The organism is Glutamicibacter sp. BSL13, assembly GCF_052928425.1.
The window spans coordinates 1-20,591 of record NZ_JAVGCZ010000035.1 but is presented as its reverse complement, the minus strand read 5'-3'; the positions used below and the strand labels follow the sequence as shown (position 1 = coordinate 20,591).

At 67.8% G+C, this 20,591-nt stretch carries 18 protein-coding genes; 9 read left to right on the top strand and 9 right to left on the bottom strand.

All coding sequences use genetic code 11. From position 1 onward, the window contains the following. Positions 1–86: 86 nt before the first annotated feature. Positions 87–902: an inositol monophosphatase family protein gene (locus RCJ92_RS08400; RefSeq protein WP_446754308.1), complete on the bottom strand. Its 816-nt coding sequence runs from the start codon at positions 900–902 to the stop codon at positions 87–89. After that, entirely contained in the window at positions 899–3,181 is a 2,283-nt protein-coding gene (gene ligA / locus RCJ92_RS08395) for an NAD-dependent DNA ligase LigA (RefSeq protein WP_446754307.1), read from the bottom strand. Before ligA ends, RCJ92_RS08400 begins: the two co-directional genes overlap by 4 nt. Before the next feature lie 294 nt (positions 3,182–3,475). Between ligA and RCJ92_RS08390 the strand changes: the two genes are divergently transcribed. Continuing rightward, positions 3,476–3,814 (top strand): hypothetical protein, encoded by a 339-nt coding sequence (locus tag RCJ92_RS08390; RefSeq protein WP_446754306.1) that lies wholly within the window; start codon positions 3,476–3,478, stop codon positions 3,812–3,814. Between the two features lie 24 nt (positions 3,815–3,838). Here the strand turns inward: RCJ92_RS08390 and RCJ92_RS08385 are convergent, their stop codons facing one another. The 5 genes from RCJ92_RS08385 to RCJ92_RS08365 all read right to left on the bottom strand — a co-directional run bounded on the left by RCJ92_RS08385 (position 3,839) and on the right by RCJ92_RS08365 (position 8,606). Further along, entirely contained in the window at positions 3,839–4,885 is a 1,047-nt protein-coding gene (locus RCJ92_RS08385; RefSeq protein WP_446754305.1) for a PP2C family protein-serine/threonine phosphatase, read from the bottom strand. Next, positions 4,885–6,096 carry an adenylate/guanylate cyclase domain-containing protein gene (locus RCJ92_RS08380; RefSeq protein WP_343830979.1) on the bottom strand — a complete coding sequence of 404 codons (1,212 nt, stop codon included), beginning with the start codon at positions 6,094–6,096 and terminating at the stop codon, positions 4,885–4,887. Before RCJ92_RS08380 ends, RCJ92_RS08385 begins: the two co-directional genes overlap by 1 nt. Further along, positions 6,093–6,647, bottom strand: a complete 555-nt coding sequence (locus RCJ92_RS08375) for a hypothetical protein (RefSeq protein WP_446754304.1) — start codon at positions 6,645–6,647, stop codon at positions 6,093–6,095. Before RCJ92_RS08375 ends, RCJ92_RS08380 begins: the two co-directional genes overlap by 4 nt. Before the next feature lie 136 nt (positions 6,648–6,783). Then, positions 6,784–7,650, bottom strand: a complete 867-nt coding sequence (locus RCJ92_RS08370; RefSeq protein ID WP_446754303.1) for a biotin--[acetyl-CoA-carboxylase] ligase — start codon at positions 7,648–7,650, stop codon at positions 6,784–6,786. Positions 7,651–7,748: 98 nt separating this feature from the next. Further along, positions 7,749–8,606 carry an SDR family oxidoreductase gene (locus tag RCJ92_RS08365; protein WP_446754302.1) on the bottom strand — a complete coding sequence of 286 codons (858 nt, stop codon included), beginning with the start codon at positions 8,604–8,606 and terminating at the stop codon, positions 7,749–7,751. A 202-nt stretch (positions 8,607–8,808) separates the two neighbouring features. Here RCJ92_RS08365 and RCJ92_RS08360 point away from each other — a divergent pair, with 202 nt between their 5' ends. The 4 genes from RCJ92_RS08360 to RCJ92_RS08345 all read left to right on the top strand — a co-directional run bounded on the left by RCJ92_RS08360 (position 8,809) and on the right by RCJ92_RS08345 (position 12,863). Next, entirely contained in the window at positions 8,809–10,419 is a 1,611-nt protein-coding gene (locus tag RCJ92_RS08360) for an acyl-CoA carboxylase subunit beta (RefSeq protein ID WP_138925778.1), read from the top strand. Between the two features lie 50 nt (positions 10,420–10,469). Then, positions 10,470–10,694, top strand: coding sequence for an acyl-CoA carboxylase subunit epsilon (locus tag RCJ92_RS08355; protein ID WP_346922374.1), 225 nt, complete (start codon positions 10,470–10,472; stop codon positions 10,692–10,694). Between the two features lie 115 nt (positions 10,695–10,809). Then, positions 10,810–10,998 (top strand): hypothetical protein, encoded by a 189-nt coding sequence (locus RCJ92_RS08350; RefSeq protein WP_343830972.1) that lies wholly within the window; start codon positions 10,810–10,812, stop codon positions 10,996–10,998. A gap of 197 nt (positions 10,999–11,195) precedes the next feature. After that, positions 11,196–12,863: a DUF885 domain-containing protein gene (locus tag RCJ92_RS08345; protein WP_446754301.1), complete on the top strand. Its 1,668-nt coding sequence runs from the start codon at positions 11,196–11,198 to the stop codon at positions 12,861–12,863. 119 nt (positions 12,864–12,982) lie between these two features. Here RCJ92_RS08345 and RCJ92_RS08340 read toward each other — a convergent pair whose 3' ends face one another. Further along, the gene (locus RCJ92_RS08340) at positions 12,983–13,624 is read right to left on the bottom strand and encodes a hypothetical protein (protein WP_446754300.1); all 642 of its coding nucleotides are present in this window, start codon (positions 13,622–13,624) and stop codon (positions 12,983–12,985) included. Positions 13,625–13,632: 8 nt separating this feature from the next. Further along, positions 13,633–14,022, bottom strand: coding sequence for a VOC family protein (locus RCJ92_RS08335; RefSeq protein WP_138175317.1), 390 nt, complete (start codon positions 14,020–14,022; stop codon positions 13,633–13,635). A 159-nt stretch (positions 14,023–14,181) separates the two neighbouring features. Between RCJ92_RS08335 and RCJ92_RS08330 the strand changes: the two genes are divergently transcribed. The 4 genes from RCJ92_RS08330 to RCJ92_RS08315 all read left to right on the top strand — a co-directional run. Next, positions 14,182–14,826, top strand: a complete 645-nt coding sequence (locus RCJ92_RS08330) for a cyclase family protein (protein ID WP_054820834.1) — start codon at positions 14,182–14,184, stop codon at positions 14,824–14,826. 212 nt (positions 14,827–15,038) lie between these two features. Then, positions 15,039–16,418 (top strand): dicarboxylate/amino acid:cation symporter, encoded by a 1,380-nt coding sequence (locus RCJ92_RS08325; protein WP_343830965.1) that lies wholly within the window; start codon positions 15,039–15,041, stop codon positions 16,416–16,418. Between the two features lie 182 nt (positions 16,419–16,600). Next, positions 16,601–17,281 carry a TetR/AcrR family transcriptional regulator gene (locus tag RCJ92_RS08320; RefSeq protein ID WP_446754299.1) on the top strand — a complete coding sequence of 227 codons (681 nt, stop codon included), beginning with the start codon at positions 16,601–16,603 and terminating at the stop codon, positions 17,279–17,281. A 5-nt stretch (positions 17,282–17,286) separates the two neighbouring features. Beyond that, on the top strand, positions 17,287–20,591 hold a 3,305-nt coding region (locus RCJ92_RS08315; protein ID WP_446754298.1), incomplete at its 3' end, for an MMPL family transporter.

The window sequence follows — 20,591 nt, the reverse complement described above, 5'->3', positions numbered from 1 at the left end:
CCACGCCCGATGCAAGACGGCGTCCCTTCCCGCGGGCCTTGCCTGCGGGAAGGGGCGCCGTTTGCCGTGGCGCTGCGCCGCGGCTCCTAGTCCTGGGCCGGCTGGGGTTCGCCCAGCTTCTGCGCGTCAATGTACCCGGCGTACTGCCAGCCCGGGGTGCTGGAGGGGCGGTGCACCGCCACACCGGCTTCCTCGGCGATCAGCGCGCCGGCGGCCCAGTCATATTCCTGGGTGCCGTACTCGGCGTAGGCGTCGAGCGCGCCCTCGGCCACCAGGCACAAATCCAGCGCGGCCGACCCCAGGCGCCGCACGTTGACGTAGTCCTCCAGCAGGTCGGTGAGCACCCGGGCTTGGAACTGGCGGCGGGGGGCGTCATACCCGAACCCGGTGGCCAGCACCTTGGCGGTGGTTTGCTGCGGGCCGGAAAGCCGGGTGGTGGTGCGGGTGGCCAGGTCCTGCTTCCAGGCCCCCAGTCCACGCCCGGCGTAGTACTCCGCGCCCAGGGCCGGGGCCTGGATGGCGCCGGCCAGCCAGGTCACCTCCCCTTCCTCGCTGGTGTGGCACACGGCCACGGAGGAGGCGTAGTAGTGGATGCCGCGCACGAAGTTCGCGGTCCCATCCAGTGGGTCGATGCTCCAGCGGTAGCCGCTGGGCTTGGCCGGGGTGTGCGAGCCGAATTCCTCCCCGGTCAGCGCGTCGTTCGGCCGGGTGGTGATGATTGCGGCGCGGATCGCCTCCTCGGCGGACCGGTCAAAGTCGGTGACCCAATCACCGGCCGCGGATTTCTCATCCACCCCCAGCGCGCGGGTGCCGCGCCGGGCCAGCACCTGGGCGCCGGCGCCGGCGGCCTGACGGGCCAGCAGCACCAGCGGGTCGTGTTCCACGGGGTTCTTCGGGTTCATGCCCCACCTTCCGCGCCCTGCTGGGCGACTTCTCGTGCCGCGTCCGGGCCCTGCTCCAGCAGCACCTTGAACCCGGCCTCATCCAGCACCGGGACGCCCAGGGACTGGGCCTTGTCCAGTTTCGACCCGGCGGCCTGCCCGGCCACCAGGAAATCGGTTTTCTTCGACACGCTGCCGGTGGCCTTGCCCCCGCGCACGATGATCGCCTCCTTGGCGGTGTCGCGGCTGAATTCCTCCAGCGTGCCGGTGACCACGATGGCCAGGCCCTGCAGGTGCTTGACGATGCTCTGATCGAGCTCGTCGCGCATCTTCACCCCGGCCTGCTGCCAGGCGGTGACGATGTTCCGGTGCCACGGCACGGCGAACCAGTCCACGACCGCCTCGGCGATGATCGCCCCGACCGAGTCGATCTGCGCCAGCTCCTCGCGGGCGCCGGGGGCGTCGACCACCTTCAGCAGCTCGTCCATCGACCCGTAGCGGGTAGCCAGGGCCCGGGAGGCGTTGGGCCCCACATGCCGGATGGACAGGGCCACCAACACCCGCCACAGCGGCTGGTCCTTCGCCTTTTCCAGCTCGTCGAACAGCTTCAGCGTCATCTTGGTGGGGGCCGGCGGCTTGGCCTTGGTGCCGCGGGTGAAGAAGTACGGCACCAGTTCGAACACCCCGGTGCCCTCCCCCTTGGAGCGCTTCTCCCGCCACACCCGAACCTGGGCCAGCTCATCGAGCCGGTCCTTGAGGCCGAAGATTTCCGCCTCGTTGCTGATCACCCCTTCCCCGGCCGGAATCACCATCCCGCCCTGGGTGGCCGGGTCCTGGCCGGGGCCGCTGGTCAGCGCCGCGGCGGCCTCATAGCCCAGCGCCTCAATGTCCAGGGCGCTGCGGCTGCCCAGGTACGCCACCCGTTCGGTGAGCTGGGCCGGGCAGCTTTGGGCGTTCAGGCAGCGGATGTCCACGTCGGATTCCTTGGCCGGGGCCAGTGGTTCACCGCAGCTGGGGCAGTGGGTGGGCATCACGAAGTCGCGCAGGTTCTCCTCATTGCCCTCGCGCAGCGCCAGCACCGGTCCGACGATCTCCGGGATCACATCCCCGGCCTTGCGCAGGATGACCGTGTCCCCGATCTTCACGTTCTTCGCCTTGACGACCTCCTGGTTGTGCAAGGTGGCCCGGGCGACGGTGGATCCGGCCACCAGCACCGGCTCCATGACCCCGAACGGGGTGACCCGACCGGTGCGCCCCACCTGCACCGCAATGTCCAGCAGCTTGGTGTGCACCTCCTCCGGCGGGTACTTGTAGGCCACCGCCCAGCGCGGCACCCGGGAGGTGTAGCCCAGCTGCTCCTGGGTGGCCAGGTCATCGACCTTCACCACAATCCCGTCGATGTCGTGCACCAGCTCGTGGCGCTTGCGCCCGTGCTCGGCAATGAACTCATCGACCTCGTCCAGCGAGGAGACCACCTGCGAATACGGGGAGACCGGCAGCCCCCAGCGGGCCATCAGCTCATAGCTTTCGGACTGGTTGGCGATGCCCAGCCCGGCGTTGCGCCCCACCCCGTGCACGAACATGCGCAGCGGGCGCTTGGCGGTCTGCGCCGGGTCCTTCTGGCGCAGCGACCCGGCGGCGGCGTTGCGGGGGTTGGCCAGCGGGGCCTTGCCCTGTTCGATCAGCGACTCGTTGTAGGCGTTGAAGTCCTGCGTGGCGATGAACACCTCGCCGCGCACCTCAAATTCGTGGGGCCAGCCGCTGCCGGAGAGCTGCTGCGGGATGTCGGCGATGGTCAGCGCGTTGTGGGTGACGTCCTCGCCGGTGGTCCCGTCCCCGCGGGTCGCGGCGCGCACCAGCTTGCCGTCGCGGTAGGTCAGGTTCAGCGCCAGCCCGTCGATCTTCACCTCGCACAGCCAGGCGGGCTTGCGCTCCGGGCGCAGGCGCAGCGCGTTCGCCTCGGCCCGCTCCAGCCAGGCGTCCAGCTCCGGCATGGAGAACACGTCCTCCAGGGAGTACATCCGGCTGGCGTGGGTGACCGGGGCGAAGGCCGCGGAAACTTCCCCGCCGACCTCCTGGGTGGGTGAGTCCTGCCCGGCCAGGATCGGGTACTGCCCCTCGATGCGCTGCAGTTCGCGGAACAGCGCATCGTATTCGGCGTCCGAGATCAGCGGCGCGTCCTGCTGGTAGTAGGCCTCGCGGTGCTGGCGGATCTGTTCGACCAGGGCATCATGCGCGGCGCGCACGTCTTCCGGCGGGGCCGAACTGGTTTCGGTGGGGGCAACGGCATTTTCACTCACACCCCTTATTGTGCCCCACCTGCCAAGTTAGATCACCTGTGCGCTGCGCGCGCCCGGAGTTTTGCCCCCGGCGCCGGATCCCGGGGACACCGGTTGCGGCGCGGGGACCAGCCCCAGCCGGGCGCCGGAATCGGTGGTCCTGTTGCTGATCGGTGGTGCGGGGTATCGTGGAGCCACCAAGTCAAAGACGGGGCATGACCGTTGCCGGCACGGCCCCGGCGCCTGATCTGCAGTGGGGTGTGTCATGGGGTCACGACGCGAGGGTGAAGGGCACGACGAGCGCCGGAGCGGGGGTTGGCAGCACGAAGCCGACCCGGCCGGTGGCCTGCCGCCCGGCAAGGACGCCGCAGAGGGGCCCGGCACCGCCCGGTCCCCTGCGCGGTCCGGGCCCGACCGGACACCGGGCGCCCGGTCGGGCAGCGGGAGTGGAGCGATCTGAGCGAACAGCAGCGCAGCCACCTGATGCGGGAACTGGATTCGGAAGTGGCCTACCAGCGGCGCAAGGCGGCCCTGCGGCTACTGGAGCGGCTGCAGCAGGGCACCGACCCGGAACACGCCGTGCACTACGCCCGGGCCATCGCGCTGCTGCAGGGCGCCGCCCCCACACCGGAGGGGCGCAGCCAACTGGCCTGAGCCGGTGGAACGCGGCCGCCGGGTTTAGCCCGCGTCCTGCCCTTCGGGCCGCGCCACCGATTCGCTGGACGCCGGGACCGGCTGTACCGGATCGGTGGCCTGCGGGACCGGCTGCGCCCGGTTCGCCGCGGCTTCGGCCAGCTCGGCCGGGTCCGGGGCGGGCAGCACGTCAATGACGATGACGGCGATGTTATCCCGTCCCCCGGCCTCCAGGGCCGCCTGCAGCAGGGCGACCACCGCGGTTTCCGGGTCCTGGTAGGACAGCAGCAGCGCCTGCAGGTGCTCGGCGGTCAGCTCCCCGCTCAACCCGTCGGAGCACAGCAGATATCGGTCCCCGGCATGCGCTTTGAGCACCATGGTGTCCGGCTGGCTGTCCGCCCCGGCGCCCAGGGCACGGGTGATCAGGTTGCGGTGCGGGTGGTTGCGGGCCTCCAGCTCGGTGATCTGCCCGGCGTCAACCATTTCCTGCACCGCCGAGTGGTCCCGGGTCAGCTGCTGCAGCACCCCGCCGCGCAGCCGGTAGCCGCGCGAGTCGCCCACGTTGACCAGCAGCAGGTCCGGCTGCGGCTTGTCCACCGCGGTGTTCAGCTCATCCTGGCGGCGGCGGTGCTCGGCCAGCATTTCGGGGGTGATGCGCTCCATCACGTCGGTGCGGGCCTGCTCGCGGTTGAAGCTGGCGGTCCACGGCGGCACCGAGATCGGGGCGGTCACCGAATCCCGGGCGGTGTCGCTGCCGCGCACCTGCAGCAGCGCGCACAGGGTGGTGCCCCCGCGGGCGTCCAGCGCGTCGCGGATCCGGTCATCGGCCAGCTGCACTTGGCGGATCACATCCAGCACCGTGGGCAGCGGGTGCTCCGGGGTGCGGTCGGTGTAGAAAGTCAGCTCCTCCAGGGTTTCGGTGGCCAGTTCGCTGGCCAGCTCCCCGGCCTCGTGCCCGCCCATGCCGTCGGCCACCGCGAACACGGTCGGGGTGATCAGGATGGCGTCCTGGTTCTCGGTGCGCCGCATCCCCACGTGGGTGCGTCCGGCGGCGACCAGGCCGAAGCCCGCCACCGATTTGGCCTGGCTCATCAGTCGATCACCAGCCGTCCACCCTCACCGGCGGAGAGCAGGTAGGGCTGGATGTCCCCGAACCCGCGCACCGAGGTGATCTCCTGGGCGGTGAGCACGAAGCGTTCGTCGTTGCGCAGCGTATTGGCGGTGATCGCGTCGGTGAGCACCGTGCCCGGTTCGGCCAGGGAAGTCAGCCGGGCGGCCAGGTTCACGGTCGGCCCGTAGATGTCCCCCAGCCGGGAGAGCAGCCGTCCCCATACCACCGCGACCCGGGTCTTGGGCAGCAGCTCATCGGCCTCGAACTCCTTGGCCAGGGCCAGGGAGATGAGGGCCCCGGCCTGCGGGGTTTCGGCCACGAAGAGCACTTCGTCGCCGATGGTCTTCACCAGCCGGCCGCCGCCCACCGAGATGATCTCGGCGCTCTTGGCCTCAAAGCGCTGCACCAGCTGGGCCAGGGTGCGTTCGTTCATGCGGCGCGAGAGCGAGGTGTAGGAGACCAGGTCGGCGAAGCCGACGGCGCGGGCCAGCGGCAGTGGGGTGTCGTCGTCGTCCTCCCCGCTGTGCTGGTTGTAGGCCGCCACTCCGGCCTCGGCACGCACCGAGAGCCGGTGGATGGCCGCGTTCATCTGGCGCCGCCACGAATATAGCAGCAGGTCCTCGATCGGGCCGATCAGCTGGGGCAGGATGTTGACCAGTTCTCGCCGGGCCTGCCGGTCGCTCATCGACTGGTTCGTGACCATGTCCTCGATCAGCGCCTCGACCTGCCAGACCACCATCCGGTCGGTCATCTGCCCCACCGAGCGCATCAGCGAGATCGCGGTTTCCTCGGTGAGCTTGCCCTCGCGCACCAGCCCAACCATCGACTTCAGCGCCTCCTCGTCGCGCTGGGTGAAGAACACCTCGTCGTCCCCCAGCTCCGGGAAGCCCATGGCCCGCCACAGCTTGCGGGCCGAGAGCAGGGAGATCCCGGCCTCGGCGGCCACCTCGCGGCGCTTGAACTCACGCTTGCCGCCCAGCAGGCGCTGCTCCAGGGCGGCAACGGTTTCCTTGATGCCGGCCGGGGCCTGGGCCGGGACCTGCAGCGGGTTCTCCATGGCCTGGGCCAGCTCCTGGATCGGGTCGGCCTCCAGGCGGATCTTGGGCAGCGCCTGGGTGCGCGCCTCCAGGGCGGCGTCGCTGGCCGCCTGCGGGGTTTCGCTGCGGGAAGGGCTAGTGTGCTCGGAGCTCATCGATCGTTCCCCTCACCGGCCGCGGTCCCAAAGGGTCCGGCCACTTGGTTGTTCCCACCCATGTTCTGCAGCGCCTCGATGGCCAGCCGGCGGAAGGAGGTCACCGCCGGAACATGGGGAATCCTGACATAGCCGTGGTTCAGCACCACGTCCAACGTGCCCGGCCGCTGTGCCGGGTTCTTCTTCTTGCGGGTGTGGGCCAGCAGGTCGCGCACCGTGTACAGCCCCACCGACTGCAGCTGGCCGCCGCTGCGCGGGGTGCGGAACAAGATCCGCTCGGTCGTCAGCACGATCCGCGAGCGCAGCCAGCCGATCCACGGGGCAACGCACCAGATGCCCACCAGCAGGAACCACAGCAGCACGAACAGCCAGGAAAGCACCCCGGCGTTGGGAGCAATCCACCCGGGAAGCTGCTGGCGCGAGAGGTAGCCGAGGATAAAGGCGAAACTTCCGGTGAGGATCAGCAGGGTGATGAACGGCTGGCGCAGCACCCGGGAGTGCACACGGGTCTTGATGATCACGCACTCGTTCTGGTGTAGCGGTAGCTTCATGATGGCCGTGCCGGCACCTCCTCGCTTGCCTTGTGCTGCCTGCCTTCAGCGGTTGCAGTTCCCCGAAAAAGCGGGGGTCCGTATTCCATACTAGTCCCGCGCCCCCACCGGTTTGGCTCCGGGGCCGGCGCACCGCCTAGGCGTACTGCCCGTCGCTGCGCCGCACATGGTGCACGTCCCCGGCCAGCACCCGGTGCTCGGTGCCGTGCTCATCGCGCACAAGCAGCGCCCCGTCCGCTGCCAGGTTCAACGCCCGGGCCTGCAGACTGGTTCCATCCGGGTAGTCGATGCGCACGTCCTGACCCAGCGTGGCCAGCGACTCGGCGACCAGTTCGCACAGGCTGCATCCGCCCTGGTTGGCCAGCGGTGCGCCCGCGTTGCCGCCTACCGCCCGGAAGGCCGCATCCAGGTTCACGAAGCGGCGCAGGTACGCCCCCAGCAGCTCGGTGCGGTCCAGTCGTTCCCCGCTGGCCAGGCGCAGGGAGGTGGCCGTGGGCACCGGTAGCTCGGCGGCGTCCTGGTCCACGTTCATCCCGGTGCCCACCACCACGGCCGGTCCGGTCGGTGTGGTGGCCAGCTGGGCGAGGATCCCACAGACCTTGCGGGAATCGACCAGCACGTCGTTGGGCCATTTAATGCCGGCGGCCAGCCCGGTGCGTTCGGCGATGGCCTGGCACCAGGCGGCCGCGGCCAGCATCGTGTACCAGGACAGGGCCTCCACCGGCAGCGCCGGCACCGGGCGCACCAGGATGCTCACGGTCAGCGCCGCGCCGGCCGGCACCACCCAGCCGCGGCCCAGGCGCCCCTTGCCCGCCTGCTGGTGTTCGGTGCTCAGCACCGCCAGGTGCCCGGCGCTGTCCTCGGCTGCGGCCTGCACCAGGTCCGCGTTGGTCGAACCGGTGGAAGGCACCAGCCGCACCGGGTCAAGGCCCAGGTCGCGGGCAATCTGGGACAGGCGCGCCGCGTCCAGGGCGGCGCGTGGCGCGCGGGAGGAAGGCATCATGCCCTCCAGCCTATGCCACCGCTCACCCCCGCACGCCCGTGCTGCCGCCGGGTTTCGCGGTGGGCGTCACGCCGGGGCCCTGCGGGTGTTGGCAGCGCTTAGAGGAAGATGTCCGGCACCAGCTGGCTGGCCGGGTCGGTGGCGTAGGCGTCGAAGTCGGTGACCCCCGCCGCGGAGAGCACCTGTTCGTCGGTGAAGAAGTTGCCGCTGCAGCTGCGCGGGTCGCTGGCCAGGATGGCGGTGGCGGCCTCGGCGACGATGCGGGCATCGCGCGCCCCCTTGATCATGGTTCCGCCTCCGGGCAGGTTGCGGATGGCCGCGGTGTCGATCAGCGTGGCCGGCCACAGGGAGTTGACCCCGATGCCCTCGTCCTTCAGCTCCTCGGCCAGGCCCAGGGTGGTCATGCTCATCCCGTACTTGCTCATGGTGTAGGCCAGGTGGGCCCCGGCCCAGCGTGGATCCAGGTTCAGCGGCGGGGAGAGGGTCAGGATGTGCGGGTGGGCGGACTTGCGCAGGTGCGGCAGCGCGGTCTTGGACAGCAGGAAGGCCCCGCGCACGTTGATGTCCATCATCAGGTCATAGCGCTTCATGTCCACGTCATCGGTCTTGGCCAGGTTGATGGCGCTGGCGTTGTTGATGACGATGTCGATCCCGCCAAAGCGCTGCACGGCGCTGTCCACCATCCGGGCCACGTCCTCGTCCTTGCGCACGTCCCCGACCACGGCCAGCCCGGTGCCGCCGGCCTGGTTGATCTGCTCCACTGCGGTGTGGATGGTACCTTCCAAGGAAGGATGCGGGGTGTCCGTCTTGGACAGCAGCACGAGGTTGGCCCCGGACTTGGCCGCCTGCAGGGCGATGGACAGCCCGATGCCACGGCTGCCGCCGCTCATCACGATGGTCTTGCCCGCCAGGGTTTGAGGCTGGGGATCAATGGTGTTGCGCGAATCTTCAGTCATGTGACCCAGATTACTTGAAAACGTCCCCCGTAGCTACTGATGAGTAACATAATCTGGCACTGTTGCCGGATTCGACGAACGCATTTTGTAGGCTTCCTACAAACAGGACCGCCATTTTCCCAGTTAGACTGACGTGGGTGGCATTTTTCTTGTGCCATTCCTACACAACTTTACGAACCAGGCAACCAAGGGAGTCGAAGGCATGACGCAGGGGCGCACCGAGGCGGATGAAGCGATCGACCTGTCCACCACCGCCGGCAAGCTCGCCGAGTTCCGCCGCCGCGAGGCCCTGGCGCAGCTGCCCTCCGGCCCCGAGGCCGTGGAAAAGCAGCACGCCCGCGGCAAGCACACCGCCCGCGAACGCATCGACATGCTGCTCGATGAGAACTCCTTCGTGGAATTCGACGCCCTGGCCGTGCACCGCTCCACCGCCTTTGGCATGGAGAAGAAGAAGCCGCTGGGCGATGGCGTGGTCTGCGGCTACGGCACCGTAGATGGCCGCCTGGTTGCCGTCTACTCCCAGGACTTCACCGTCTACGGCGGCTCGCTCTCGCAGGTGAACGGCGAGAAGATCGTCAAGGTCCAGGAATTCGCGATCCGCAACGGCTGCCCTGTTGTCGGAATCAACGACGGCGGCGGTGCGCGCATCCAGGAGGGCGTGGCCTCCCTGGCGATGTTCGCCGACATCTTCCGCAACAACGTGCACGCCTCGGGCGTCGTTCCGCAGATCTCCCTAATCATGGGCCCGTGCGCCGGGGGCGCCGCCTACTCCCCGGCCCTGACCGACTACGTGATCATGGTGGACAAGACCAGCCACATGTTCATCACCGGCCCGGATGTCATCAAGACCGTGACCGGCGAGGAAGTGGACATGGAAACCCTGGGTGGGGCGCGTCAGCACAACTCCACCACCGGCACCGCCACCTACCTGGCCGAGGATGAGGAAGACGCCATTGAGTTCTGCAAGGAACTGCTGGACTTCCTGCCCTCCTCGAACCTCACCGACGCGCCGCTGGCCGAGTTCGAGGAAGAGCTGGAGCTGACCGAGGAGGACGAACAGCTCGATACGCTGATTCCGGACTCCGCGAACCAGCCCTACGACATGCGCACCGTGATCGAATCCGTGGTCGATGACGGGCAGTTCTTCGAAATGCAGGCGCTTTACGCCCCGAACGTGATGATCGGCTACGCACGCATCGAGGGCGCTACCGTGGGCATCGTGGCCAACCAGCCGCTGCAGTTCGCCGGCACCCTGGACATCGCGGCCTCGGAAAAGGCCGCCCGCTTCGTGCGCAACTGCGATGCGTTCAACATCCCGATCGTGACCCTGGTGGACGTGCCCGGCTTCCTGCCCGGCAAGGACCAGGAATTCCAGGGCATCATCCGCCGCGGCGCAAAGCTGCTGTACGCCTACGCCGAGGCCACCGTGCCGAAGCTGACCGTCATCACCCGCAAGGCCTACGGCGGAGCCTACATCGTGATGGGCTCCAAAAAGCTCGGCGCGGATCTGAACCTGGCCTGGCCCACCGCGCAGATCGGCGTGATGGGCGCCCAGGGCGCGGTGAACATCCTCTACCGCCGCGACCTGGCGGCGGTGCAGGCCGAGGGCGGCGACGTCGAGGCGCGCCGCAAGGAAATCATCGAGGGCTACGAGGCCGAGCTGCTCAACCCGTACCAGGCCGCGGAGCTGGGGTACATCGACGCGGTCATCGCCCCGAGCGACACCCGCCTGCAGCTGGTGCGCGGGCTGCGCGCCCTGCGCGAGAAGCACGCGAGCCTGCCGCCAAAGAAGCACGGCAACATCCCGCTGTAGGCCCCGCCTACACCCCAGCGACGCCCAGAGCAAAGTTCGAAGGACTGGATATGGAACAGCACACCGTCACACGGCAGGCCACCGCCGCGCTCACCGTAACCCGCGGCAATCCGAGCCCGGAGGAACTGGCGGCGGTCACCGCACTGCTCAGCGCCATGGGTTCCCAGCCGAACCAGAACGGTGCCGCGCAGACCCCGGCCGGACGGGTCACCCGGATCCGCAAGCGCCGCGCATTGAGCACTCCGCGGCTTCCATGGAGCATTGGCCGCCGCTAACCCGGCAGGCTCACACCGCGGTCACCGGCTTCCTGCCCCGTTTCCCTGCGCTGCGCCCACAGCGCAGGGAAACGGGGCATTGCCATGTGCTCAACGTCCTGATTAGGCTCGCAACATGGACTTTGCCTCGCTTCTTGTGCTCGGCGGGATCATCATCCTATGCCTGCTGCCCGTGGTTTTCGGTTCCTTCAAGAGCCTGGACCGGCACGCCGATGACTGGGAGGGCCGGGATCAGCAGACGGCTCGTTCACTGCGCAAGGCGCGACGGGACATCGACCGGGGTAAGGGCTGGTACGGTCCGTGAAGGCAGCCTCCGCCAGTATCACCGAGCCGACCTTGCCTCGCTGACCGCTGGAGGAGTTCGTGGTGGGGTTTTCACATCGCAAGATACCTAATCGGCGGATTCCATTTTCTACCGCGCTCTGTCGGGCACGCCGAGAGCCTCGGAATTGGTCTGGCAAAACTCTTCAACAAATATTTCACGTCCACTAGGCTTGGCTCATGACCAAGGACACATCGGCCCGCGCCGACTCCGCCATCGATGAGGTGGCCAACGAATACTTTGAGCAGGTTCTGCAACTCTTCCCGGAGGTCGGAACCGAAATGGGACTGCCGGGCTATGAAAGCCGCTACGGGGACTACTCCCCGGCCGGCACGCAGAAATACGCGGAGCTGACCTCCGCCACCCTGGAGAAGCTGGACGCACTCACCGCCCAGGACGCCATCGATGAAGTCACCCTCGACGCGATGCGCGAACGGCTCGGCCTGGAGCTGGAGATCATCGCCACCGGACGCACCGAGCTGAACAACATCGCCAGCCAGGCGCAGGAGATCCGCGCGATCTTCGATTTGATGCCACAGGACAGCTCCCAGGACTACCGCTTCATTGCCGAGCGCCTGTCCAACGTCCCGGCCGCCATGGACGGCTACACCGCCTCGCTGCGCGACTCGGCCGCCAAGGGCCAGATCGCCGCCCGCCGGCAGGTGAAGATCGTGATCGAGCAGGCGACCGACTACGCCAAGGACGGCGGGTTCTTCGACGAGCTGGCCTCCGCCGGGGCCGCAGTGGACGCGTCCCTGGCCCAGGCGCTTGGCAACGGCGCGAAGCAGGCAAAGGATGCCTACCGGTCACTGGCCGAGGTGCTGGGCGAGGAGCTGCTGCCCATGGCGCCTGAAAAGGATGCAGTGGGCCGCGAACACTACGCCCTGGCTTCACGCTACTTCCTGGGCGCGGAGGTGGACCTGGAGGAAACCTACGCCTGGGGCGTTGAGGAACTGGCCCGCATCATCGCCGAGCAGGAACGCGTCGCCGCGCAGATCAAGCCCGGGGCCACGATCGAGGAGGCCAAGCAGATCCTGAACCAGGATGCTGCGCGCAAGCTCAAGGGCACCGAGGCGCTGCGCACCTGGATGCAGCAGAAGGCCGACGCGGCGCTGGCCGACCTGGCCGGCACCCACTTTGACATCCCCTCCCCCATGGACCGCATCGAATGCATGATCGCCCCCACCGAGGATGGCGGCATCTACTACACCGGGCCCTCCGATGACTTCTCCCGTCCCGGACGCATGTGGTGGTCAATCCCGCCGGGTGAGGAGGAGTTCTCCACCTGGTCGGAGCTGACCACCGTCTACCACGAGGGGGTACCGGGCCACCACCTGCAGATCGGCACCGCGCAACTGCAGGCGGACACGCTGAACAAGTGGCGCCGCAACCTGTGCTGGGTTTCGGGCCACGGCGAGGGGTGGGCCCTGTACTCGGAGCGGCTGATGCAGCAGCTGGGGTACCTGGATGACCCGGGCGACCACATGGGCATGCTGGACGCGCAGCGGATGCGCGCGGCCCGCGTGGTCTTCGACATCGGCGTGCACCTGGAGCTGGAGGTCCCCCAAGCCTGGGGCGAAGGCACCTGGACGGCGCAGAAGGGCTACGAATTCCTCAAGGCCAACTTTGACGAGTCCCCCGGGCAGCTGGACTTCGAGTTCACCCGCTACCTGGGATGGCCGGGACAGGCACCCAGCTACAAGGTGGGCCAGCGGCTGTGGGAGCAGATCCGCGATGAGCTCTCGGCACGCGAAGGCGAGGACTTCGACGTGAAGGCCTTCCACACCCGGGCCCTGAAGCTTGGGTCGGTGGGCCTGGACACGCTCAAGCGCGCCCTGCTGGACTAGCCAGCGTCCGCCCGTGGCGAAGACCCGCACCCGTCCTCGGTGCGGGTCTTGCCGTGCCCCACCGGCATGCCGCAATCCGGTCAACGCCTTCGGTCGCTGCCGCCCTACCGACGCCGCAGCTACGGCGAGCGCTTCGCAGCGCGTGAACGGCCCAGCCAGGGAAAGCCGTGGGGCTCGTCGGCGGCGCGGCGGACAGCCTCGCGATGATCATGGTGTCGTGGCTGGAGCGGAAGGTTCTGCGGGTGCACCGGGATTGCGGCGCTCACCGGCACCGGGTCGGTGCTGATCCACTGGCATTCGGTGATCACCCCGAGCTGCGGATCCAGGTAACTGGGCATCCGGCTAAAGCCCTGGGCCGGGAGCACGTACACGACCCCGGCGTCCATTGGCGGCTGCCCGTTCTCCGGGAGCGCAAAGGAGAGGAAGATCCGGCGCTCGGCCTCCCGTCCGGGTGTGCTGTCCGGATAAAAGCAGGCGTTGAGAAAACCCGGGGTGTTGGCCGAGCGCACCGCGTAGGCGATGGCCCAGGTGGGGTCCTCGGTGGCGAACACCGCGGTGGTTTTGGAAAACGTGTCGGGGCTGTGGTCAATGGGTGTCCTGGGAGTCAGCTGATGCAGGCCCGGTGTCCTGGAGCCGTGCAGCAAGAAATCCCCGGATCGCACATACGCGGCGAGCCGGGACCAGACCCGATCCCCGTCGGTGGGAGCGGGCACATGCCAGGAACCGGTCTGCCCCGCAGCGGCGGGCTTGGAATCGCTCACCGCGGCGCTTAGCCCGCGTAGCTGCTCAGCTGGATCAGATTGCCGCAGGTGTCATCGAAGACGGCGGTGGTCACCGGCCCCATGTCGGTGGGTTCCTGGGTGAATTCCACGCCCAACCCCCGCAGCCGCCGGTATTCGGCCTGCACGTCCTGGACGGCGAATGAGGTGAAGGGTATTCCGTCGGCCACCAGGGCCTGCTTGAAGGGCAGCACCGCCGGGTGGCTGGAGGGTTCAAGCAGCAGCTCCGGTCCATCCAGCTCCCCGGGTGCGGTCAGCGTGATCCAGCTGTCGGTGCCCATCGGGATGTCGTGCTTGATCTTGAAGCCCAGGACGCGGGTGTAAAAATCGCGGGCCCTGCTTTGGTCATCAACAAAGACGCTGGTGATGTAGATCTTCACGGTTCTGCCCCTTTCCTCAACCTGTTTTCCCCATCGTAGTTTGGCCTGGCCCTCCTTCCCACTCCCCTGATCGTTCACTAGGGTTGCTGGAGCAGGGCGCGCCGGAAGCAGAAGCGCCGCTCACCGGTTCGAGAGCCAATTCAACGGAAAGGAGTTCGCATGCCAGTCCTTGACTTGACGCACCCGATCAGCAGCGGCATGCAGGTCTACCCGCAGGACCCCCAGGTCCTACTGCAGCCGGCGCTGCAGCAGGCGACTGACGGTGTGGCCGTCACCGCGGTTCACTGCGGTTCGCACACCGGAACCCACCTGGATGCGCCAAGCCACGTAATCGCCGCGGGGCGCAGCACCTCGCAGATCGACCTGGATGAGCTGTGCGCGCAAGCGGTGGTGATCCAGGTGGGCCAGGCCCGGCCGCGGGAGGTTCTTGGCCGGGAGCGCCTCGGCGGGCAGATTCCCGAATCGGTTCCATCGATCGTGGTGATCGCCACGGGGTGGGACCGGCACTACGGCACCGACTCCTACCTGGAGCATCCGGTGCTGGAGCCGGCGCTTGTGCAATTGCTGATCGAGCGCGGGATGCGGGTGCTGGCCGTGGACACGCTGAACCCGGACCACACCCGGCAGGAAGAACACGCCACCGGGTTTCCGGTGCACGAGCTGGTGCTGGGCAGCGACCGGCTGATCGTGGAGAACCTGCGCGGCGCCACCGGGCTGCCCGATTCCTGCCGCATCGGATTCTTTCCCCTGAACCTGGAATCCTGCGACGGGGCCCCGGTACGGGCCGCGGCCTGGGTCGAGTAGCACGCGTCCCCGCACGGATTGGCTGGCGCAGGTCCGTCTGGCAACGTACTGGGCGAGTATGACGAACCATTGCGTGGTTAACGCTTTATTCCGTGCCTTTCGGTGAAGCGCGGCACAGGCGGGCGTGACACAATCAGCAAAAATTCGGCTTTCGTAATAATAAGAAATATGGGTTCTCTGCTGGTACGTTACGCCCCCTACGGTGGTGGATCATGGCTACTTCACTGAACACCAAAAGACTTCCCGGCTGGGTGACCGGCTTCGGGCCGCAGATCATCGCGGCCCTGATCCTCGGGCTCATCCTCGGCCTGGTTGCCAAATACACCGGCAGCACCGCCGAAGAGCCCACCGCATTGGGCCAGGCCCTGCAGATCGTCGGCTCCAGCTACGTCTCCCTGCTGCGTGCCGCAGTGGTGCCGCTGATCTTCTTCGCCGTGGTCGCCTCGATCGCGAATCTCGCCAAGGTCACCAATGCCGCCCGTCTGGCCTGGCAGACCCTGCTGTGGTTCGGGATCACCGCACTGATCTCGGTGCTGATCGGCATCACCCTGGGGCTGGTGTTCCAGCCCGGCGCCAATACCGGCCAGGACATGCCGGAGAACTACGACGGCAAGACCGGCAGCTGGCTGGGCTTCCTCACCGGGCTGATCCCGGCCAACTTCCTGGGGCTGGGAGCCAACACCAGCATTGAGGACGGGGCGGCCAGCACCTCGCTGAGCTTCAACGTGCTGCAGATCCTGGTGATCGCCATCGCCGTGGGCGTGGCCGCACTGAAGGTGGGCGAGGCCGCCAAGCCGTTCCTGGACTTCTCCGCCTCCTTCCTGGCCATCATCCAAAAGGTGTTGTGGTGGATCATCCGCATCGCCCCGATCGGCACCATTGGCCTGATCGGCAACGCCGTGGCCGTCTACGGCTGGGACACCATTGGTGCGCTGGGCAAGTTCACCCTGGCGATCTACGTGGGCCTGGCGCTGGTGCTGTTCGCGCTCTACCCGGTACTGGTGCGCCTGCACGGGCTGGGCATCAAGCAGTACTTCTCCGGGGTGTGGCCAGCGGTGCAGCTGGGCTTTGTTTCCCGCTCCTCGATCGGCACCCTGCCGCTGACCCAGCGGGTGACCGAACGCAACCTGGGTGTGCCCTCCGGCTACGCCTCCTTCGCGGTGCCGCTGGGCGCGACCACCAAGATGGATGGCTGCGCGGCCATCTACCCGGCGGTTTCGGCGATCTTCGTCGCCCAGTTCTTCCACATTGACCTGGGGCTGACCGACTACCTGCTGATCGCCCTGGTCTCGGTGCTCGGTTCGGCCGCGACCGCCGGCACCACCGGCGCGATCGTGATGCTGACCCTGACCCTGTCCACCCTGGGCCTGCCGCTGGCCGGCGTGGGCCTGCTGATGGCCGTGGACCCGATCATCGACATGGGCCGCACCGCGGTGAACGTGGCCGGCCAGGCGCTGGTGCCCACGATCGTGGCCAAGCGCGAGGGCATCTTGGATAAGGACCTGTACGACGCGCCGCGGGCGGGTAATCCGTTCGCCGATGAGCACGCCGCCACCTCCCAGCCGGAGCCGCAGGCGCAGCCGGTGCACTAACCGGGCTCATCCCGGGCCGGTCCGGCTACGGGCCAGTCATTAGAGAGCGGGGCCGAATCCATCAGGGATTCGGCCCCGCTTTCGTATTGACGGACCCTGCAACACCGGACCGGTTCCGACTGTGACCGAACACATGAAAAAGGGTTTGCACCGAGTGCAAAATTGCACGTAGTGTAAAACTCGTGACAACTGACTCCAGCGGCACCCGCCGCGAAATGAACAAGCAGGCAACCCGGCAGGCCATTGTAGACGCCGCGTTGACGCTGCTGCGCAACCAGGGCCGCGAGGCCATGACCGCCACCGCCATCGCCGAGGCCGCCGGCATCTCCCGGCGCACCCTGTTCAACTACTTCCCCACTGTGGACGCCGTGCTGGCCGAACCGCTGCAGCGGCTGCTGGACCGCGTGGTGGAGGTGCTGGCCGAATCCACCCAGGAACTGCCGCTGATCACCGCCGCCATCCGGGCCCTGCAGGGCGCCGGGGTGCCGCAGCTGCTGGAACCGGTGGCCTACCTGGGGATCTACGCCGAGGACTGCTCACACCAGCCCGGCGGCAGCCACCCGAACCAGTGGCAGAACTCCTCGCGGGACATCATCACCACCATTGAGCGCAAGTACCCGGAGGCCGACCCGTTCGAGGTGCGGATCTTCTCCCACGTCGTGCTGGGGGCCGGACAGGCCGCCTTCGAGGAATGGACCCGCCAGCTGGCGTTCACCACCGGTCCCGAGGCCAACGCCCCCCTGGACATTTCCCCGCAGCAGATCCAGGAACTGCATTCTCTGCTCACCCACGCCCTGGAGCAGCTGCGTGACGGCTTCCCGGCGCTTTTGACCACCTCCGATTCCACGGACAAGGACCTTTAACCCCCATGGCTTCCTTCCTTTACCGCCTGGCCTCCTGGGCCCACCGGCACCGTTTCCGGATGATCTCCATCTGGTTGGCCGTCTTCATCGCCATCGGCACCAGCGCTACCTTGTTCATGGGCCAGCTGTCCAACACCTTCTCCCTGCCGGGCACCGAAACCCAGCGCACCCTGGACCGGATGGAACGTGAACTTCCGGACCTGGCTGGCGGCTCCGGGGCGATTGTCTTCCGCGAATCCAGCAACCGTCCACTCAACGAGCAGCAGTCCCAGGCCATTGAGTCGGCGCTGGATCAGCTGGAGCACCACCGTGAGGTTGTGAACGTGGCCCGCCCGTTCGAGCTGCAGGAACAGCTCGATGAGGCCGAGCCGGAACTGGCCAAGGCGCAAAAGAAGCTGGACGACGGGCAGAAGGAGCTCGAGGACGGCAAACAGCAGATCGCCGACGGCAAGCAGCAGTTGGAGGACGCGCGCGAGGAGCTGACCGAGGGCTGGGCCCAGCTGTTCGACGGGCAGAAGGAAATCAAGCAGGGCGAACCGCAGATCAACGCCGCCGAGGCGAAGCTCGCCCAGGGCTGGGCCGAGCTACGCTCGGGGGAAGCCGAACTGCGCAAGGGGCAGGCCCAGTTTGATGCTGGCGAACGCCAGTGGAAGGCCGGGATGGCCGAGTACCAGTCCGGGTACGCACAGTACGCGGCCGGGCAAAAGCAGTTTGCCGCCGGGGAACAGAAGCTCGATGCGTCGGCCAAGGAATTGGCCGCCGGGGAAAAGCAGTACCGGGCGAACCTGAACAAGATCCTGGACGGCAAGTCCCGCGCCGAACGGGAAAAGGAACTTGCCGCCGGCAAGAAGCAGGCCCAGCAGGGGCTGCAGCAGGCCGAGGATGGGATCAAGACGCTTGATGCGGGGTTAAGCCAAGCCGAGGCAAAGTTGAAGAAACTCAATAGCCAACTGGCCGAAGCCGAGAAGAACGGTGCTACCGAGGAACTCGACAAACTGAAGGAAGGCATCGCCACCACCCAGGCGAGCATCGAAGAGCTGAAAAAACAACGCTCGGCAGCTGCATCCGGGCAAGAGAAATCCCAGGCTTCCCTGAAGCAGATCGCCCAGGCCCAGGCCGGGCTGAAGCAGCTTGACCAGGCCCGCGCCCAGTTGGATTCGGGCAAGCAGCAGCTGAACGCCGGACGCCAGCAGCTGGAATCCAAGCGCGGCGAGCTGGAGGCGGCCGGCCCCAAGCTGGCCCAGGCCAAGAAGCAGCTGGACGCCGGCAAGAGGGAACTGGATGCCAACCGCGCCAAGCTGGCCGCCGGATGGCAGGAAATCAATGCCGGGCGGGCGGAGCTGAACGCCGGGCAGGCCGAGTTCGACAAGCAGAAGGCCAAGTTCGAGGCCGGCAAGGCCGAACTGGCCGCCGCCGAGAAGCAGCTGAAGGACGGCGAAGCCACCGTCAAGCAGAAGACCAGGGAGCTGGAGGAGGCCGAGGCGAAGCTGCCGCAGGCCGAGCGTGAACTGGAGCGTGGACGGGCCGAACTGGACTTCGCCGCCCGCCAGGTGGGCGCCTCCTCGGACATGCGCTTCATCTCCGAGGACGGTTCCACCGCCGTGGCCCAGGTGTCCTTCCGCGGGCAGACCGATGCGCTGACCCCGGCCGACCGTGAGGCGATCACCGCGATCGCCACCGGACCGCAGGCCGCCGGCGTGGAGGTGCTGTTCTCCAAGGAAATCCTGCAGGACATCTCCGAGGTGTTCGGGGCCGCCGAGGTGGTGGGCCTGGTGGTGGCCGCGATCGTGCTGATCGTGATGCTAGGTACGCTGATCGCCGCCGGGCTGCCGCTGCTGTTGGCGCTGCTGGGCGTCGGCGCCGGTGTGGGCACCACCCTGGCGTTCTCCTCATTGGTGGACATGGCCTCCATTACCCCGGCCCTGGCGCTGATGCTGGGCCTGGCGGTGGGGATCGACTACGCGCTGTTCATCATCCACCGGCACCGCACCCAGGTGCTGGGCGGCATGCAGGTCGGTGAGTCGATCGCCCGGGCGGTGGGCACCAGCGGCAACGCGGTGGTCTTCGCCGGGCTGACCGTGATCATTGCCCTGGCCGCGTTGACCGTGCCGGGCCTGCCTTTCCTGAGCGTGCTGGGCCTGTCGGCCGCGTTCACCGTGTTGATGGCGGTGCTGCTGGCAATCACCCTGCTGCCGGCGCTGCTGTCCCTGGTGGGCGACAAGATCGTCTCGAAGCGGGCCCGTGAACGGGCCGCCGCCGGGGTGGTTTCCGAGCCGAAGTCAGCGCGCTGGGTACAGCTGCTGACCAAGGCCGCGATCCCGGTGAGCCTGGCGGTGGTTGCGGTGCTGGGCACCATCGCCCTGCCGGCCACCCAGATGCGCACCGCCCTGCCCGATGGCTCGGCCGAGGCCGCCAATTCGATGGCGTTCCAGGCCTACCAGCAGACCAGTGACAAGTTCGGCGCCGGGTACAACGGGCCGCTGCTGGTGCTGGCCGACCTGCCCGGGGACCTGAACCAGCGCCAGGCCGATTCGCTGGCCCTGGATGTGGCCGATCAGCTGCGCACCCATGATGCGGTGATCGCCGCGATCCCGGCCACCATGACCGATGACCGCTCGCTGGTGGCGATCCAGGTGATTCCGGCCGACGGGCCGGCCTCGGAAGCCACCGAGAACCTGGTGCACGAACTGCGTGATGACGCCGAGCGGATCCAGTCCGCCACCGGCATCACCGACATGGCCGTGACCGGTCAGGTGGCCGCGCAGATCGACGTTTCCGAGGTGGTCACCAACGCGCTGGCCCCGTACCTGAGCATCGTGGTGGGCCTGTCGCTGATCCTGCTGCTGCTGGTCTTCCGTTCCCTGGTGGTGCCGCTGCTGGCCACCGGCGGCTTCCTGCTCTCGCTGGCCGCCGCGTTCGGCGCCAGCACCGCGGTCTACCAGTTCGGCTGGCTCTCGGGCGTGTTCGGGGTCAACGTCCCGGGACCGCTGCTCAGCTTCCTGCCGATCCTGCTCACCGGCATCCTGTTCGGCCTGGCCATGGACTACCAGGTGTTCCTGGTCTCTGCGATGCGTGAACGGTTCGTGCACGGCGAATCGGCCCGTGACGCGGTGCGTTCGGGCTTCTCCATGACCGCCCCGGTGGTCACCGCCGCGGCGCTGATCATGATCTCGGTGTTCGCCGGGTTCATCTTCTCCCACCTGGCGATGATTCGCCCGCTGGGCTTCGCGCTGGCCTTCGGCGTGCTGTTCGACGCGTTCGTGGTGCGCATGACCCTGATCCCGGCCGTGATGCACCTGCTGGGCGACAA

Coding starts and splice junctions, on each gene's coding strand:
- RCJ92_RS08400 (WP_446754308.1), bottom strand. CDS start 902: ATGAACCCGAAGAACCCCGTGGAACACGACCCGCTGGTGCTGCTGGCC.
- RCJ92_RS08385 (WP_446754305.1), bottom strand. CDS start 4,885: ATGAGCCAGGCCAAATCGGTGGCGGGCTTCGGCCTGGTCGCCGCCGGA.
- RCJ92_RS08380 (WP_343830979.1), bottom strand. CDS start 6,096: ATGAGCTCCGAGCACACTAGCCCTTCCCGCAGCGAAACCCCGCAGGCG.
- RCJ92_RS08375 (WP_446754304.1), bottom strand. CDS start 6,647: ATGAAGCTACCGCTACACCAGAACGAGTGCGTGATCATCAAGACCCGT.
- RCJ92_RS08370 (WP_446754303.1), bottom strand. CDS start 7,650: ATGATGCCTTCCTCCCGCGCGCCACGCGCCGCCCTGGACGCGGCGCGC.
- RCJ92_RS08365 (WP_446754302.1), bottom strand. CDS start 8,606: ATGACTGAAGATTCGCGCAACACCATTGATCCCCAGCCTCAAACCCTG.
- RCJ92_RS08360 (WP_138925778.1), top strand. CDS start 8,809: ATGACGCAGGGGCGCACCGAGGCGGATGAAGCGATCGACCTGTCCACC.
- RCJ92_RS08355 (WP_346922374.1), top strand. CDS start 10,470: ATGGAACAGCACACCGTCACACGGCAGGCCACCGCCGCGCTCACCGTA.
- RCJ92_RS08350 (WP_343830972.1), top strand. CDS start 10,810: ATGGACTTTGCCTCGCTTCTTGTGCTCGGCGGGATCATCATCCTATGC.
- RCJ92_RS08345 (WP_446754301.1), top strand. CDS start 11,196: ATGACCAAGGACACATCGGCCCGCGCCGACTCCGCCATCGATGAGGTG.
- RCJ92_RS08330 (WP_054820834.1), top strand. CDS start 14,182: ATGCCAGTCCTTGACTTGACGCACCCGATCAGCAGCGGCATGCAGGTC.
- RCJ92_RS08325 (WP_343830965.1), top strand. CDS start 15,039: ATGGCTACTTCACTGAACACCAAAAGACTTCCCGGCTGGGTGACCGGC.